This window comes from Chryseobacterium sp. 7 (genome assembly GCF_003663845.1).
Taxonomy (GTDB): Bacteria; Bacteroidota; Bacteroidia; order Flavobacteriales; family Weeksellaceae; genus Chryseobacterium.
This window is the reverse complement of record NZ_RCCA01000001.1, coordinates 2,053,439-2,068,896: the sequence shown is the minus strand read 5'-3', so window position 1 is coordinate 2,068,896 and position 15,458 is coordinate 2,053,439. Positions and strand designations below refer to the sequence as shown.

The 15,458-nt window shown below is 37.9% G+C and carries 14 protein-coding genes and 1 riboswitch; of the genes, 3 read left to right on the top strand and 11 right to left on the bottom strand.

The genetic code is table 11. The features are described from left to right. The first annotated feature begins 39 nt into the window (after window positions 1-39). A complete protein-coding gene (locus CLU97_RS09465) occupies window positions 40-576 on the top strand; it encodes a GNAT family N-acetyltransferase (RefSeq protein WP_121487704.1) in 537 nt (178 codons plus the stop codon). Then, on the top strand, window positions 561-1,223 hold the full coding sequence (locus tag CLU97_RS09460; RefSeq protein ID WP_121487703.1) for a leucine-rich repeat domain-containing protein: 663 nt from the start codon (window positions 561-563) through the stop codon (window positions 1,221-1,223). Before CLU97_RS09465 ends, CLU97_RS09460 begins: the two co-directional genes overlap by 16 nt. 92 nt (window positions 1,224-1,315) lie before the next feature. Here the strand turns inward: CLU97_RS09460 and CLU97_RS09455 are convergent, their stop codons facing one another. From CLU97_RS09455 to CLU97_RS09445, 3 genes are all read right to left on the bottom strand, one after another. Then, window positions 1,316-2,347 (bottom strand): hypothetical protein, encoded by a 1,032-nt coding sequence (locus tag CLU97_RS09455; protein WP_121487702.1) that lies wholly within the window; start codon window positions 2,345-2,347, stop codon window positions 1,316-1,318. After that, entirely contained in the window at window positions 2,334-2,930 is a 597-nt protein-coding gene (gene pnuC, locus CLU97_RS09450; RefSeq protein WP_121487701.1) for a nicotinamide riboside transporter PnuC, read from the bottom strand. Before pnuC ends, CLU97_RS09455 begins: the two co-directional genes overlap by 14 nt. A gap of 25 nt (window positions 2,931-2,955) precedes the next feature. After that, a riboswitch (TPP riboswitch) is annotated at window positions 2,956-3,064 on the bottom strand. Window positions 3,065-3,155: 91 nt separating this feature from the next. Continuing rightward, entirely contained in the window at window positions 3,156-3,767 is a 612-nt protein-coding gene (locus CLU97_RS09445; protein WP_121487700.1) for an alpha-ketoglutarate-dependent dioxygenase AlkB family protein, read from the bottom strand. Window positions 3,768-4,151: 384 nt separating this feature from the next. Here CLU97_RS09445 and CLU97_RS09440 point away from each other — a divergent pair, with 384 nt between their 5' ends. After that, complete coding sequence (locus CLU97_RS09440; protein WP_121487699.1) at window positions 4,152-6,761, top strand: TonB-dependent receptor; 2,610 nt, start codon at window positions 4,152-4,154, stop codon at window positions 6,759-6,761. 256 nt (window positions 6,762-7,017) lie between these two features. Here CLU97_RS09440 and CLU97_RS09435 read toward each other — a convergent pair whose 3' ends face one another. The 8 genes from CLU97_RS09435 to CLU97_RS09400 form a co-directional block, all read right to left on the bottom strand. Then, window positions 7,018-7,497, bottom strand: coding sequence for a MarR family winged helix-turn-helix transcriptional regulator (locus CLU97_RS09435; RefSeq protein ID WP_121487698.1), 480 nt, complete (start codon window positions 7,495-7,497; stop codon window positions 7,018-7,020). 2 nt (window positions 7,498-7,499) lie between these two features. Continuing rightward, window positions 7,500-7,988 carry a GNAT family N-acetyltransferase gene (locus tag CLU97_RS09430; RefSeq protein WP_121487697.1) on the bottom strand — a complete coding sequence of 163 codons (489 nt, stop codon included), beginning with the start codon at window positions 7,986-7,988 and terminating at the stop codon, window positions 7,500-7,502. A 151-nt stretch (window positions 7,989-8,139) separates the two neighbouring features. Beyond that, the gene (locus CLU97_RS09425; RefSeq protein WP_121487696.1) at window positions 8,140-9,555 is read right to left on the bottom strand and encodes an efflux transporter outer membrane subunit; all 1,416 of its coding nucleotides are present in this window, start codon (window positions 9,553-9,555) and stop codon (window positions 8,140-8,142) included. 94 nt (window positions 9,556-9,649) lie between these two features. Next, window positions 9,650-12,796, bottom strand: coding sequence for an efflux RND transporter permease subunit (locus CLU97_RS09420; RefSeq protein ID WP_121487695.1), 3,147 nt, complete (start codon window positions 12,794-12,796; stop codon window positions 9,650-9,652). Continuing rightward, window positions 12,796-13,983: an efflux RND transporter periplasmic adaptor subunit gene (locus CLU97_RS09415; protein ID WP_121487694.1), complete on the bottom strand. Its 1,188-nt coding sequence runs from the start codon at window positions 13,981-13,983 to the stop codon at window positions 12,796-12,798. The genes CLU97_RS09420 and CLU97_RS09415 overlap by 1 nt, the downstream gene beginning before the upstream one ends. Window position 13,984: 1 nt before the next feature. Further along, on the bottom strand, window positions 13,985-14,440 hold the full coding sequence (locus CLU97_RS09410) for a transcriptional regulator (RefSeq protein WP_121487693.1): 456 nt from the start codon (window positions 14,438-14,440) through the stop codon (window positions 13,985-13,987). 116 nt (window positions 14,441-14,556) lie between these two features. Continuing rightward, window positions 14,557-15,069, bottom strand: a complete 513-nt coding sequence (locus CLU97_RS09405; RefSeq protein ID WP_121487692.1) for a GNAT family N-acetyltransferase — start codon at window positions 15,067-15,069, stop codon at window positions 14,557-14,559. Between the two features lie 139 nt (window positions 15,070-15,208). After that, complete coding sequence (locus CLU97_RS09400; RefSeq protein WP_121487691.1) at window positions 15,209-15,439, bottom strand: DUF2007 domain-containing protein; 231 nt, start codon at window positions 15,437-15,439, stop codon at window positions 15,209-15,211. Between the last annotated feature and the right edge of the window lie 19 nt (window positions 15,440-15,458).

Here is a 15,458-nt window from a genome sequence, read left to right as displayed (position 1 = left end):
CCAATTAATCTTATTTTTGCGTGAAATAATAAGACAATCATGCAACTCTATACAGAAAGACTTCTTCTTCGGGATATTACTCTTGATGACAAACAGGATATTTTCAATTACCGTTCAGATGCAGAAGCCAATAAATTTCAAGGCTGGATTCCTGAAACACTGGAAGATGTAGAAAGTTTTATTCAAAGAAACAATAAAGAGTTCAATCAACCTGAAAGCTGGTATCAGCTGTTAATTACTGATAAAGAATCAAAAGAAGTCATTGGAGATATTGGAGTTCATTTTATTGGAGACGAAAACGTACAGGCAGAGTTCGGAATTACATTAAATACCTCTTTTCAGGGAAAAGGTTATGCTTCTGAGGCTATAAAAAGGATTATTGATTACCTTTTTAATGATTTACACAAACACAGAATTACAGCTTCCGTAGATCCTGATAACACAGCTTCCATTCAGCTTATGGAAAGAATTGGTCTACGTAAAGAAGGACATTTCGTAAAAAGTCTGTTCTGGAAAAACAACTGGGTAGATGATGTTATCTACGCTGTTCTCCGTGAAGAATGGCTAAAAAGATAGATAACGGGGTTAATAAATTTGATCAGACAGCCATGAGTACAGATTATAAAAAAATACTTTCGTTTGAATTAGGCAATGATGAAAACTGGCGTGGCAATGCAGTTAGCCTGCCTGAAGATATTATTGAGTATACCAACATTACCTGCCTGGAAATTGGTTATAACAAGATTGAGCATCTGTCTGCGGATATTTTCAGAAATTTTGGAAAATTATTAGAGGTTTATTTTAATCACAATAGGATCTCCGAAATACCAACATCCATAGGCCTTTTAAAGAAGCTTGAAATACTTACCATTAATAACAATCCTATAAAACATATTCCTCACGAACTTACTGAATGTATCAGCTTAGAAAGTTTTGCGGCCAATCATTGTGAATTGGAATCACTTCCGAAAGAACTGGGAAATTTAAAAAGCCTTGAAGTACTCCTCCTGAATGATAATCACCTCAGCTCGCTGCCTGAAACGATTGGCAAATTAAACCAATTATACAGACTCGAATTAAAAAACAATAAATTGAAATATCTTCCCGACAGCTTTTCTAATCTGACTTCTCTAAAACAATTAGATCTGAGAGGAAATTATATTGATACAATATATTTAGAAAAGTTGAAAAAAAAACTTCCAAAATGTGAAATTAAACAATAATACAATGAATTGCTTCGTGGTAGTTTTATTTAATTATAAAGCTTTTACCTATTCAAATTGGTATTTCTAATTTTTATATAGTCATATTTCATTCAGAAAGAAAAGTTCAAATCATCAGCAGAAGGTCTGAAATTGGAATGCATAGCTGCTGTAAAATAGTCACAGAAAACCTGATATACAGCAGAATTTTTATCCGTTGCCCGTATTCCAAGGTGTGTATAGACCGTTAAGATTTGATGGGATAATTTTTCCACCAGCCCTACTCCATATTGGTGAATTTCATTCTGCTGATCCTCCGAAATCTCTTTATTTTCACTCAAGATATTTTCCACTTCCCTGGCAATAATTAAAACCTTTTCCAAATGTTTTTCAACAGACGCCGCAAAATTTTTGAAGTTGATCTCGGGACGAATAATTTCCGCTTCTTCAATAAAATGAGAAGCCATTCCAAGGTAATTGACCAAAAGCGTCAGATCCGCAAAAACCCGGAACGGAATACTGTCCAGAATATCATTCGTGTAAAACGTATCGTAAACAAAGCTGTAATCTTCATTTACAATAACATCTTTAATCGTAAATGAATAGGTGCCGCTGGCTTTCATTCCCATAGATTTCCAATTGGGGATAATTTCAGCATGCTCTTTCGGAACGATGAATGAGTGAATAATTTCATTCCCGTTGTGATCAATTATCGGTTGTCCGTTTTCTGTAATTCCGGCATTCAGTGTAAAATGCGTCAAATGTGGCGCTCCTGTTGCAAAATTCCATGAACCATTAATCAGATAGGTATTATTATCTTGCTTTTCTGCCGTTCCGCCAATCATTCCGCTTCCTCCAAAACAGGTTTTAGACTGGGAGAAGAGTGATTGAGCAATCTCCGGCTTGATGTTTCTGGAAAAATAATTGGCTCCGGCGCAAAGCGTCAGCATCCAGCCAAAACTGCCATCGGTTTCAGCCCAGCCAAATAATGCTTTCAATCCGTCTTCAAAACGATAGCCTAATCCTCCGTATTTTTTGGGAACCCAAATTGTAAGCAATCTTTCTTCATGAATATGTTGTATTACCTCATCAGAAATGACAGCAGTTCCGTGAAGTTGTTGTCTGATGTCTTTAGTACTGAGCATTGGCTTTGGATTTAATAATTTTCTGCCATTCTATATATCCGGAAATAGCCACTAAAAATAAAAATGACGTTAAAACAGCATAGAGATATAATTCTTTATGAATCATTAAAGGAATAGAAATAATATTACTGACATTCAGTATCACCCAGTTTTCAATTTTCCTTCTCGCCATCAGCCACATTCCTGCCCATGCAAAAGCACTTACCAGAGAATCCCAGACCGGAACATCCGAATCTGTAAAATGTGTAAGAAATGACCAGAATAAGATAAAAGTTCCCAGAACAATTCCTCCGGAAATCCATTTTTCTGTGGTGGTAGTAAAAGAAATTTCCATTTCGGATTTTTGCTTCCCGAATTTCCAATACATCCATCCATAGATACTCATGATCAGATAATAAAGATTTAAGGTAAACTCAGCGTAAAGCTTTGAGGTAAGCATCACGTACAACGTTAGCAGAATCCCTGCAATTCCGAAAAGATAATTGTTGACATTGTTTTTACGAGCCAGCAAAACCTGAATGACTGAAAATAAGACTCCGAACCATTCCGGTAAGGTAATTTGTTTTAAAATGTCCTGCATCATATTAATTATTAGAAATCAAATGATGAGATGATCAGTAAGCAATCCCTACGCCGGCATTATCCGGATCAGGTGTGGAAGTACATTCCTGGGTATCATCTCAGCCACTGTTATCTGTAGCACCCCATTGTTGGGGCAAAGGTGCAGCTTTTTTATGGAAAAAGAAAATACATCGGCTTTTTATTTTGAAATAGAACGTCTCAAAACCTATCTGCTAAGAATGCATATTTACCCTCCCTGAACCAACCGGAATGTAAGATTAATACGTTCCTTCATAGACGTTACAGATTTAGCAATCCGGTGTTCCCAGTTTTCCTGCAGATCTCCTTTCATAATCAATAATGAACCATGAGGAAGAGGCAGGCTGTATTTGCTCTGGTGATGATCTTTTTTGCGGAAATCAAAACTTCTGGTCTGTCCTAAACTGATGGATGCAATTACCGGACGGTTTCCATATCTGCTTTCTTTATCCCGGTGCCAGGCAACAGAATCATTATGATCCCTGTAAAGATTAAGCAATACGGAATTGAAACGATACCCGAATGTTTCTTCTATTTTCTGTTTTAAAGAAAACAGCTCAGGAGTCCATAGATTATTCTCCACCTCACCATTTCCCAACGGATAATCCGTTTTCGGATCTCCATACCAAGCCGTTAAACGCGGCGTCAACACCATTTTATCATACATTTTTTGGGTACGCTGTTTCCAGGGAGCAGTTTCAAGCAAACGGCTCTTAAGATGATCTGCTTCTTCCAGGCTCAGGAAATGTTCTTTGTATTCCAGAAGGTCTTTTGGAAATTCATATAATTCTTCTGAATCGAACAAACTGAGCTGGGTCATATTTTTAATTTTTTGGGTAACAGAAAGTATTATTTAAAGAAACAGATTTGATACAAATAATATCCACAAAATTACTAAAAATGATACAAAAACAATCAAACAAATGAAAATCATTCAGCAAAGCCTTTTGTTAAAGGATTTCAGTTCTATTTTTCATAAGAACAGCATAATTATTTTTATGGTTAAAAAGATCTCTTTTTACTTCATATTTTATCTTTAACAAATTGTAAATTAAAGGTATGAAGTAATTTAATACAGTCAAAGAAATGAGTACCAGCGCATGATTTACACCCTATATGAAATCACTCATTGAAGATTTAATACTTAATTCAAAAATAAATATTCATCTTTGCAGCCTTAAAATCAAACACGCTAGTTTATTTCATGAGCATTACTTTTAAAAAGCGACTTATTATAGCGCTTGTATTACCTACGGCCGCCATATATTATGGGCAGAGTACGAAGGATTCTTTAGACAAATCAAAATCTATTGATGAGGTTATGTTGGTAGGTAGAAACCTTTCCCAAACAGCCAAAGAGAGAAAAACACCTGTTGCTGTTTCCAACATTAAAGCAGCAGAAATTCAGGAGAAACTGGGAAACAGAGAATTCCCTGAAATTATGAAGTCTACCCCATCCGTTTACGTGACTAAAGTAGGTGGAGGATTCGGAGACAGCAGAATCAACATGAGAGGTTTTGACGGAGCCAACATTGCAGTGATCATCAACGGACAGCCTGTAAATGACATGCAGGGAGGTACGGTGTACTGGTCTAACTGGACGGGATTGGCTGATATTGCGAGCAACATTCAAATCCAGAGAGGATTGGGAGCTTCTAAATTTGTGGTTCCGTCTGTAGGAGGTACCATAAACATTGTAACCAAAGCCACTGATTCTGAGCAGAAAGCAATGATCAAAGGAGAGGTTGGTAATGACAACTATTCCAGAATATCTGCGATGTATTCCTCAGGATTAAAAAACAAATGGGGAACTACGGTATTACTTTCCCGCTGGCAAGGTGACGGATACATCAACGGAACCCAGGGAGAAGGTTATTCCTGGTTTTTCTCTACAGGATTTAAGCCTAATGAAAAACATGCGTTCAATTTTATTGCAACCGGAGCACCACAGGTACACGATACAAGAAGATCTTCTGCTACCGGAGCGAATGTAGCCACATTACAGCAGTTTGAAACTTATGGAAGAAGATATAATCCTCAAACAGGAATGCTGAATGGTTCTCAATTCAATTTAGCTCCCAACTTTTACCACAAACCTATCGCTTCCTTAAACTGGGACTGGAATATGAATGATAATCTGAAATTATCTACTGTTCTTTACGGTTCCTGGGGACGTGGCGGCGGTGGCACCGGGCTTAATGGCTCTATCAAAAATGCAGCCGGGCAGACCATGAACTTTATGAATTATGGTGCTGGCGGAGACGGTACCATCAACTGGGATATGATTTATCGCTATAACCGAGGCGGCATGGTAACGGATTATAATGGAAATACTTTCCAGAAATCAACTTTTACTGCTCCTGCAGGCTCTCCCACTGATTATAACGGACAATATGTAGCAACTCTTAACGGTACCAATGGTATTGTGAGAAAACAGAGCATCAATGCTCATGACTGGTATGGAGTAATTGCAGACCTTAATTATAAAAAAAATAACTGGACTTTTAACGGAGGGATTGATCTTAAAACGTACAAAGGTGCGTTGTATGATATTGTTACGGATATGTTAGGATCTGATGCTTTATATGTTCCCAATACGGCCAACGCTCCAAAAGGATATTATATTAATCAAACTGTAAAACCAGAGCCACTTACTAAGCTTAAAGATGCTCAGAAAGTATCTATTTATAATGAAGGACTGGTAAAATGGGCAGGCGTATACGGAATGGTTGAATACAGTTCAGACAAACTAAGTGCATCCGTTCAGGGATCCGTTTCCGAGCAATACTACAAGAGAGTAGATTATATGCTGTATACACCAGGAAACCAGGAGACAAAATGGTATCACAAAACGGGGTATATCGTAAAAGGTGGTGCCAACTATAATATAGATGACCATCATAATGTATTTTTCAATACAGGAGTTATTTCAAGACAGCCTTTATTTAACGCTTTATTCCCTTCCAACCAGAATATTTATAACGATGCAAAGAATGAAAGAATTTTCTCTGTAGAATTAGGATATGGTTTCAAATCCCGTTATGTAGATGTGAACATTAATGCTTACAGAACGCAGTGGGATGACAGATTTATTTCAAGAACATTCAATGCAACTGCGGCAGATGTTGCAAAATTCTCTCAGCTAAGTCTTGGAAATGCTTATTTCTATAATGCACTGAACGTAGGACAGGTACACCAGGGAATTGAATTGGAAGCTAAAGCGAGACCTTTTGCCAACCTTAAACTTAGAGGGATGCTATCATTAGGTAACTGGAAGTACAAAGGAAACGCCAACTTCAATATCCTTGATGTTCAGACCAACCAGGAAATTTCCGGAGCTACAGGAGTGATCAATATCAAAGACTTAAAAGTTGGAGATGCTGCACAAACCACAGCAAGCATAGGGGCTGATTATAACATCACAAAAGCATTCAGTATCGATGCTAACTGGGAATATTATGACAAACTGTATGCTCAGTTCAACCCGATCAACTTTCTTACGGAGGCAGCAAGAGAAAAAGGAATTGTAAAATTGCCAAGCTATCATTTATTTGATGTGGGGGCTTCTTACAAATTCACCCTTGATGCCAAAAAATCTTTAACCTTAAGAGCGAACGTCTACAACTTATTCAACAAATATTATATTTCTGAATTAAGTTCCAATATTTTCGCAGGTGATAAAATTGCTAACGGTCCGGATGCTGGAAAAACGTATCAGGATGCCGGTAGAGTTTATCAGGGTGTAGCAGATGGTAATACAGGATTCCTTGGTTTTGGAAGAACCTGGTCTGTTGCGGCTACTTTAAGATTCTAACAAAATTTCATTTTAATAATGACTGAGAAACCCCACCATGTTCTGGTGGGGTTTCTCATTTTTAAACTTTATATAAAATAATTTATTTAATTACCTTACTGGAACCCGTAATGATATTAACTATTTATCAATTAATATTGTACAATATCTCAGTAATCATAGGGAAATGTATTTACTTTTGATAAAAATAGTATTTTATTACTTTCCAAGTCATCTAAGTGTGTAAATGAACCGGCCGATTTTATTAGCCGGTTTATTATTTCCTGTTCTTCACTTGCAATGCTCGTTGATAAAAAGACTGGCTTGCAATTTTTTCTTCCGCTTCATTAATGGCCGTAAGCAGATTATTTTTGTTATCGGAAATATCTCCCAGAATCTGTGACATCAGCTCCCAGACAGGTTTCATTTTCTCAATAAGCTCATTACCTTTGGAAGTCAGCTTAAAAAGTCTTTTCCTTTCATCCTGCTTGTCTTTTTCCCATTGTATCAATTCCAGCTTTTCAAGTTCTTTCAGGAGTGTTATGGTTGAGGGATGGGTATATCCTATTTCGTTGGCTATCTCTACTACACTGGCAATTTCTTTTTTATAAATGGTGAAGATCACCGGAAACCATTTCAGTTCAAAATCAATTCCGAAAGCTTTATAGATCAGTGCTCCGTCTTTCCTCAATTGTTCACTGAGACGGTGCAGTCTGGTGGATATGGCAAGAATTCCTGCTTCGTTGATTACATTCATATTCAGTCAAGATTTAAATGATAAAAAACATCATCAGCACTCATTAATGGAAACTTCACAGGAAGATTCTCTTTTTCAATCTTTACAAAATGATTTCTTTCATAGAAACGCTGGGCAGCTTTCAATACGTTTACTGTTCCGAGATAAAGATCATCAATTCCGTTTTCCCGGCAGAAAGAAAGTAAAACTTCCAGTAATTCCTGGGCAATATTCAGTTCTTTTCCTCTGAATTCTTTTTTCACAAACATTTTCCTGATGGCTCCTGCCCTTTCATCAAATTTAATTAGAGCAATAGAACCTACCAATTCTCCGTTCACAAAAGCTCCCCAAAAGTTACCACCGGCTTCTCTGTAAAAACTTTCAATCTGCAAAAGATCGGGCTGGTCTTGTATGGTAATCGGAATATTAAACTCCTGCTGCTGGATCGTCAAAATCAAGTCAATGGCCTGTTCGGAATAAGAATTTCCTATGGTTTGAATCTGTAATTTCATTGTGTCTGAATTTCAAAGTATAAAACTACGTAGTTAAATACATAAATGCAAATTGATTTTACCTATTACATTATTTTAGCGTGATCAATAATAAAAAAACGTATGCCATTACTGACATACGTTTTTATTCTATTTAAATTGTAAAATACGGTTATTTCCAGCCTCCGCCTAAAGCCTGATAAAGCTCTACGGCTGCTTTCATTTTACTGTATCGTGCATTAGAAATGTTAAGCTCTGCATTCAGTGAATTCACACTGGCATTCAATACTTCTAGGTAGTTCGCCATACCATAGTTCACCAATTCCTGGGAATAGTCAACTGATTTTTTATAGGCATCCAGCTCTTTTTGTTTTAATTCAATAAATGAATCCTGAACGGAGAAAACTCTGATGGCATCCGAAACTTCTTTCCCTGCAGTCAGAACTGTTTTTCTGAAATTTAAATAAGCTGTTTCTTTATTGGCAAGACTCACGTCATAGTTGGTCTGAATCTGTCTCTTATTTAAAATCGGCTGAGCCAGTCCTGCCACTACGTTTGCAAACAATGAATTTACACTGAATAAATGGTCAATATCTACCGACTGTACTCCTCCGCTTCCTGTCAGTTTCAAAGTTGGATAAAACTGAGCTTTGGCAGCATTGGTCAACTCAAAAGCATTCATTAAGTTATATTCTGCTCTCATAACATCCGGGCGGTTGGCCAAAAGCTGAGTAGGATAGCCTAATTTTAAATCAATTGGAAGATTCTGCCCTTCCAGTGTAGATCTTTCGATAGAATGAGAAGGCTCACCCATCAGAAGACTCATGGTATTTTCAAGCAATTGAATCTGGGTATCAATATCAATCAGTAATGATTTGGCATTGAAAACAAGTGCTTCACTTTGCTGTACTGCAACTTCAGTAACGGTTCCGGAAGTTTTCAAAGCTTTTGTAGCTTCTAAGTTTTTCTCCCTTACCGCAATGGTTTCTGTAATAATTCTCTTCTGTGCATCAAAAGTCAACAATTGATAATATGCAGAAGCAATGGAAGACACCAAACTGCTTTTTACGGCTTTATGAGCAGCAACAGTCCCTAAATATGTGGCTAACTGTGCTTTCTCCTGTGCCTTTAATTTTCCCCAGATATCTGCTTCCCATCCGATACTTGCCGTAATGTCAAACTGGTTCACATAACGTCTTGATCCAATGATCTGCCCAAACTGAGTGTTGATAGACTGTGTCTGGAACGTATAGTTGGGCCCGATAGAAAGGGTTGGCTGGTAAGCTGCTTTACTTTGTTTCAGATAAGCTTCCGCAGAATTGATACTTTCCAAAGCAATTCTGATATCAAGATTGTTCTCCAGCGCTTTAGAAATATGCCCCTGCAGTATCGGATCGGTAAATATTTCTTTCCATGAAACATTCGCGATGCTGGCACTGTCTGAAGGAAGCATATCTGTACGGAACAGCTTTTCATCTACAACGTTCTTCGGTCTTTCATATTCTTTTCTTGCCATACAGGATGAAATGGCTCCGAGTATGAAAACTGAAAAAGTAATTCCTTTTATGATGTTTAATAAACTCTTCATTATTTAAAATTAGAAATTAGATGTTAGAGGCTAGAAGTTAGATAGGATTCAGACTGATTTCTAAATATCTAACTTCTAACTTCTCTAATTAATTTTATTCTGCTAAATTGATTTCTTCTTTTTTGATAGGCTTAATTTTTTCCTGAAGTGTCTCGAAGATCACATACAGTACAGGAATTACAAATAATCCTAGAATAGTTCCTATCAATAGTCCGATGGCAGCACCCGTAGCAATAGACCTGTTACCTACTGCCCCAATTCCACTTGCCAGTACCAGCGGTAATAAACCGAAGATAAAGGCGAATGATGTCATTAGGATAGGTCTTACTCTGGCCTTAGCTGCATTGATGGCAGACATGACAATGGTTTCACCGTGATGCCTTCTCTGAACAGCAAATTCCACAATAAGGATCGCATTTTTTGCCAATAGCCCCACAAGCATGATCAGGGCGATCTGGAAATAAATATTGTTTTCCAAGCCCATAACCTTCTGTCCGAAATAAGCTCCCATTACCCCTAAAGGAAGAGAAATTACCACCACCAGCGGAAGAATATAACTTTCATACTGTGCGGAAAGAATAAAGTATACAAAGATTAAACTCAATGCAAAGATCAGAAGCGTCTGAGATCCTGAATTCAATTCTTCTCTTGTTAATCCTGTAAATTCTACTGCGTAGTTTTGATTCAGGGTTTCACTGGCCACCTGCTGAACAGCGGTAATAGCATCCCCGGAACTGTATCCTTCTGAGTTCGCTCCTGTCACCTTCACAGAGGTAAATAAGTTATAACGGCTTACAGATTGTGGTCCGTATGCTTTTGTTAACGTTACAAACTGTGAAATAGGAGACATTGCCCCTGAACCTGTTTTGATATAAAGTTCATTCAGATTTTCAATACTTTTTCTGTTTTCAGGAAGTGCCTGAACCATTACTCTAAACTGTTTTCCGTACTTGGTAAAGTCGGCAGTATAGATACCTCCGATATACCCCTGCATGGTAGCCAGGATGTCATTTACAGAAACTCCAAGCTGTTTGCTCAGCGGAACATTAATTTCCATCTGATACTGAGGATATTTCGTATTGAATGATGTTTGAGCAAACTGAATTTCCGGTCTCTCCATTAGTTTACCAATGAATTCATTGGTTTTAGCATCCAGATCAGCATATTCACCTCCTGCCTTATCCAGCAGTACCATCTCAAAACCGGCACTGTTACCAAATCCCGGCACACTTGGCGGTTGGAAGAATACTACTTTGGCATCAGGAACAGCTCCTACAATTCCAAATAATTGTTTGGTGATATCTTCAGAAGTCTGTCCGTCTTTTTTTCTTTCGTCAAACGGTTTCAGCTTTATAAATGCAAGACCGTTATTACTACCGTTTCCTGATAAGAATCCTCTACCTGTAGAGATGGTTACGTTCTGTACTCCCGGAACTTTCAATGCTTTAGCCTGAAGGGTTTTCAGAGCATTATATGTTCTTTCCATAGAAGCTCCCGGAGGAAGCTGAACATCTGTAAAGATAATCCCTCGGTCTTCTGTAGGTACAAATCCTTTCTTCATACTGCTGCTTGCCCAGAATAAGATACCTCCGGTAACAGCGAAAATAACAAGGGTTACCCATTTATGTCTTAAAAGAAATACAAATCCTCTTCCGTAACGTTCAGTAGTTGTTTTAAAAGCAATATTAAACTTATAGAAAAACTTCTGCAGAATGTTTAAGTTCTTGTACTCTGCATGATGCGCCTCGTGAGGTTTTAAGAATAATGAACATAAAACCGGGCTCAGCGTTAATGCATTAATAGCTGAAATGATGATGGCAATAATCAGCGTAATACCAAACTGCTGGTAGAATACTCCTGTAGGTCCTGTAATGAAAGTTACCGGGATGAATACTGCCGCCATTACCAACGTAATAGAAATAATAGCCCCTGTAATCTCATCCATCGCTTCTACCGTAGCTTTTTTAGCATCAGAAATACCGTGTTCCATCTTCGCATGGACGGCTTCCACGACCACAATGGCGTCATCCACCACAATACCGATTGCAAGTACCAATGCAAATAATGTCAAGAGGTTCAGTGAATACCCGAACAGATTCAGGAAGAAGAACGCTCCCACAATAGATACCGGAACCGCAATAGCCGGAATTAACGTAGATCTGAAATCCTGAAGGAAAATATATACTACGATAAATACAAGAATGAAGGCTTCAATAAGGGTGTGAACCACCTTTTCAATAGAAGCATCAAGGAACTCGTTCGTATCGAAGTTAAAAGTATATTTAATTCCTTTAGGGAAAGTACTTTCTGCCGATTTCAGGTAAGTTTTGATATTTTTAATAATCTCCTGTGCATTGGAACCCGGTGTCTGGAAGATCCCCATACTGATGGAAGGACTATTCCCGTTCTCCCCGATTCCTGTGTAAGACTGGCCTGCAAGTTCTACTTTGGCAACATCCTTCAGCATCAGGTTTTGCCCGTTTGCAAGAGATTTAATAATGATATTATCGTACTGCTCTTTATCGTTGAATTTACCAACATATTTAATGATATATTCAAAAGAGCTTCCGCTGTTTTGTCCTATAGAACCTGCAGCAGCTTCCCTACTTTGCTCGTTAATCGCATTGGTAACATCTGTAGGAGTTACACTATAGGCAGCCATTTTTGCAGGATCCAGCCAGATTCTCATGGAGTAATTTTTACCCCCGAAAACGTTGGCATCCCCTACACCATTTACCCTTTTAAGGTTTGGAATAATGTTGATGTTCAAAAAGTTCTGAAGGTATACGTCATCCAAATCTTTATTTTCAGAATAGAAAGACATATACATCAGGGCACTGGTCTGCTGTTTCTGGGTTACAACCCCTGAACGGGTTACTTCAGACGGCAAAAGCGGTGTCGCTCTGGCCACACGGTTCTGTACGTTTACCGCAGCAATGTCCGGGTCTATTCCTTGTTTAAAGAATACCTGAATTTGCGCAGAACCGTCATTACCTGCAGAAGAAGTAATATAATCCATTCCTTCCACCCCGTTGATCTGTTCTTCCAAAGGTACTACTACACTCTTCATTACCGTCTCAGCATTGGCTCCCGTATAGTTGGCGGAAACACTCACTGTAGGCGGTGCAATATCCGGATACTGTGTAACCGGTAACGAGATCAGCCCTAGCACACCGAGAATCACAATCAGGATTGAGATTACGGTAGATAAAACCGGTCTGTTAATAAAGTTTTTTATCATTAGAATTTCGGTTTTATTGATTGAACAAGGCTATCCATTTTAATAGGTTTAGGCTTCACTGCTGTTCCCGGTTTCAGACCTCCGATACCGGCAGCAATAACTCTTTCCCCTTTATTAACTCCTGATTTGATAAGAGCTAAATTGTCGATTCTGTCAATAACGTTTACCACAACGTTTCTTGCAGTATCTCCTTTTTCTATTTTGTATACGTAAACAATTCCCTGCTGTTCGTAAGTGGCACTTTCAGGAACTACCAATACATTGTCATAGTTTTGAGGGAATCTGATGGTTCCGCTGTTACCATTGCTTAATAATTTTTGAGCATTGGAGAACGCTACTCTGAACTGAATGGTTCCCGTTGTAGGATCAATCTGACCTGTGATGGCTTCAATTTTTCCTTTTTCAGGATAAAGACTTCCATTGGCCAGCTGAAGCTCTACCATAGGTAAGTTTTTGATTTTCTCAGGCATAGAAGCTCCTGGTGCTTTTTCAAGGAAATTGAAGTATTCCTTTTCATTCATGGCAAAGTACGCATAGATCTCTGAAGTATCAGAAATTGTGGTAAGAGGGGTCTGGTCAGACGGTCCTACCAAACTTCCTACTTTTAGCGGAAGTCTTCCTATTACCCCTGAAATAGGCGCACGAATGATGGAATATTCAATGTTGGCCTCTACTCCTTTGTAATTGGCTTCTGCCTGTCTTTTGGCAGCATTGGCCTGCTGTAACTGTGCCTGTGCCTGTGCCAGCTGAGCCTGAGCGGTCTGCAGCTGTACATTGCTGATGATGTTTTTCTGAACCAGTGGTTTTAATTTGTTTACTTCAACCTGTGCTGCATTTACAGAAGCCTGAGCCGCTGCAATACTGGATTCCGCAGCCCCGATTCCTGCCTTGGAAGCGGCCGCATTTTCGTTCAGAATATTGGTTTCCAGACGGAACAAAGGCTGTCCTTTGGTAACGTATTGTCCTTCATCTACCAATACCTGGGTAATATACCCTTGTATTTTTGCACGTACATCATTGTTTACCCTACCCTGGATGGTAGCCGGAAACGTCTGATAACCCACTATATTTTTTGACTCCACAGAAACTACCGGATAGGGTTTGGCACCATCCTGTTTCGGGGCTTCTTTTTTGCAGGCCGTCAGTGAAAACGCTGCAATGGAAAGTATAACTAGCTTATTATTCATTTTATAGTTTATTAAGAGATTCCTGAATATTTTCTATGTTTTTATTTAAGAGTGCTTTGTAAACTTCTATTCTTTCATTGTAACCATCGTCTTTACTTTTTTTAAAATTGTTTAAATCATCTAATAGTTTTAATTCGTCCTGCATTTTCTGGACAATTTTTTCAAATCGTATTTTCTTGTATTCATCATTGATGAAAAAATACCGTTTTCGCTCATCCATTTTATTGTGATCTACAATAAGTTCTGCATTTAAGAGCAGCGAAATGCTGGTAGAAACGGAACTTTTGCTGGCAGAGAGTACATCCACAAATTCATCAAAAGTAATTCCTACTTTCTCATAGTCGAAAAGAAGGTAGGAATAAATTTTAGATGCTAAAGGGGGTAAGCTGAACACGACACCGTAGAATTTTACGGCATCTTGAAAAATTTTTTCATCAATTTCTATACTTTTATGCATAATATAAAAATTTGAACAAAAGTAAAAATTAGTTCAGAACCAAACGAACAAACCTGATAGAGTTTATAAATAGACAGCGGTTTAAAAATTCAATGAAAGAGGATTTAACTTTTTGCCTAAATTATAATCTTCTCAAAGGCTTTTCTCATTCCGTCTTTCAAAAGAACTTCTCCACAATAGGAGTAACCTCTTCCTTCAAGGATTTTCAGCATGGCCATATTATCATGATTGGTATCCACTTTAATACTCTGAATACCATGCGATTTGGTAAACTCTTCAATCTGATCAAAAAGCTTTTTCACCATACCCTGCCCTGCAAATTTTTCATCTACAGCCACTCTGTGAACTACTACAAATTCACCGTCACTCAGCCAAGCTCCCTCAATAGTACTGTAAGCAGGTTCATCATTCAGAATAAGTGCTGCATACACTGCAATTTCTCCGTCTACAGTCATTACGTGGCCAAATCCTTTAGCAATGTCACTTTCTACTGTCCCGAGATTAGGGTATCCGTTCTGCCATTGGGTACTTCCGTCCTGTCTTCTTCTTTCTATGGATTGCTGGATAATTTCCCAAATAATGTCTCTGTCTTCAATTTCTGCCTGTCTTAATTTAATCTCTGGATTCATGTTGTAAGATTTGATTAAAAGATGAAATACGTAATGAATTGTTACATCTTTTAATAGTTTGTAATTAATTAAAAAACCGAAAATTAATGTAGATTAATTTTCGGTTTGAAGTAGTAAAATTTAAAATTATGAAATTGTTTTATTGATTTTCACTTTGTTGAAGGTAAGCATCAATAACATCAAATGCTTTTTTTTCATCTTCTAAGTCTACCATAAGCTTCAGCGAAGTTGCTGTAGGCGTTGTAGTAAACGTAAGATAGTTATTTTCAACGGTATTTGTAATTTGAGCGTCATCCAATTTAGACTTAACCAACTGAATTTCTGAAGGATTATCACTTACATAAACTGATACTCTCGTACTTCTTTCCATATTCTAACTGTTTGAGTAT

What these genes read in the sequence shown, in the direction of transcription:
- CLU97_RS09465 (WP_121487704.1), top strand. Translation starts at nt 40, where the DNA reads ATGCAACTCTATACAGAAAGACTTCTTCTTCGGGATATTACTCTTGAT.
- CLU97_RS09460 (WP_121487703.1), top strand. Translation starts at nt 561, where the DNA reads ATGGCTAAAAAGATAGATAACGGGGTTAATAAATTTGATCAGACAGCC.
- CLU97_RS09455 (WP_121487702.1), bottom strand. Translation starts at nt 2,347, where the DNA reads ATGCTCAGTACTAAAGACATCAGACAACAACTTCACGGAACTGCTGTC.
- pnuC (WP_121487701.1), bottom strand. Translation starts at nt 2,930, where the DNA reads ATGATGCAGGACATTTTAAAACAAATTACCTTACCGGAATGGTTCGGA.
- CLU97_RS09445 (WP_121487700.1), bottom strand. Translation starts at nt 3,767, where the DNA reads ATGACCCAGCTCAGTTTGTTCGATTCAGAAGAATTATATGAATTTCCA.
- CLU97_RS09440 (WP_121487699.1), top strand. Translation starts at nt 4,152, where the DNA reads ATGAGCATTACTTTTAAAAAGCGACTTATTATAGCGCTTGTATTACCT.
- CLU97_RS09435 (WP_121487698.1), bottom strand. Translation starts at nt 7,497, where the DNA reads ATGAATGTAATCAACGAAGCAGGAATTCTTGCCATATCCACCAGACTG.
- CLU97_RS09430 (WP_121487697.1), bottom strand. Translation starts at nt 7,988, where the DNA reads ATGAAATTACAGATTCAAACCATAGGAAATTCTTATTCCGAACAGGCC.
- CLU97_RS09425 (WP_121487696.1), bottom strand. Translation starts at nt 9,555, where the DNA reads ATGAAGAGTTTATTAAACATCATAAAAGGAATTACTTTTTCAGTTTTC.
- CLU97_RS09420 (WP_121487695.1), bottom strand. Translation starts at nt 12,796, where the DNA reads ATGATAAAAAACTTTATTAACAGACCGGTTTTATCTACCGTAATCTCA.
- CLU97_RS09415 (WP_121487694.1), bottom strand. Translation starts at nt 13,983, where the DNA reads ATGAATAATAAGCTAGTTATACTTTCCATTGCAGCGTTTTCACTGACG.
- CLU97_RS09410 (WP_121487693.1), bottom strand. Translation starts at nt 14,440, where the DNA reads ATGCATAAAAGTATAGAAATTGATGAAAAAATTTTTCAAGATGCCGTA.
- CLU97_RS09405 (WP_121487692.1), bottom strand. Translation starts at nt 15,069, where the DNA reads ATGAATCCAGAGATTAAATTAAGACAGGCAGAAATTGAAGACAGAGAC.
- CLU97_RS09400 (WP_121487691.1), bottom strand. Translation starts at nt 15,439, where the DNA reads ATGGAAAGAAGTACGAGAGTATCAGTTTATGTAAGTGATAATCCTTCA.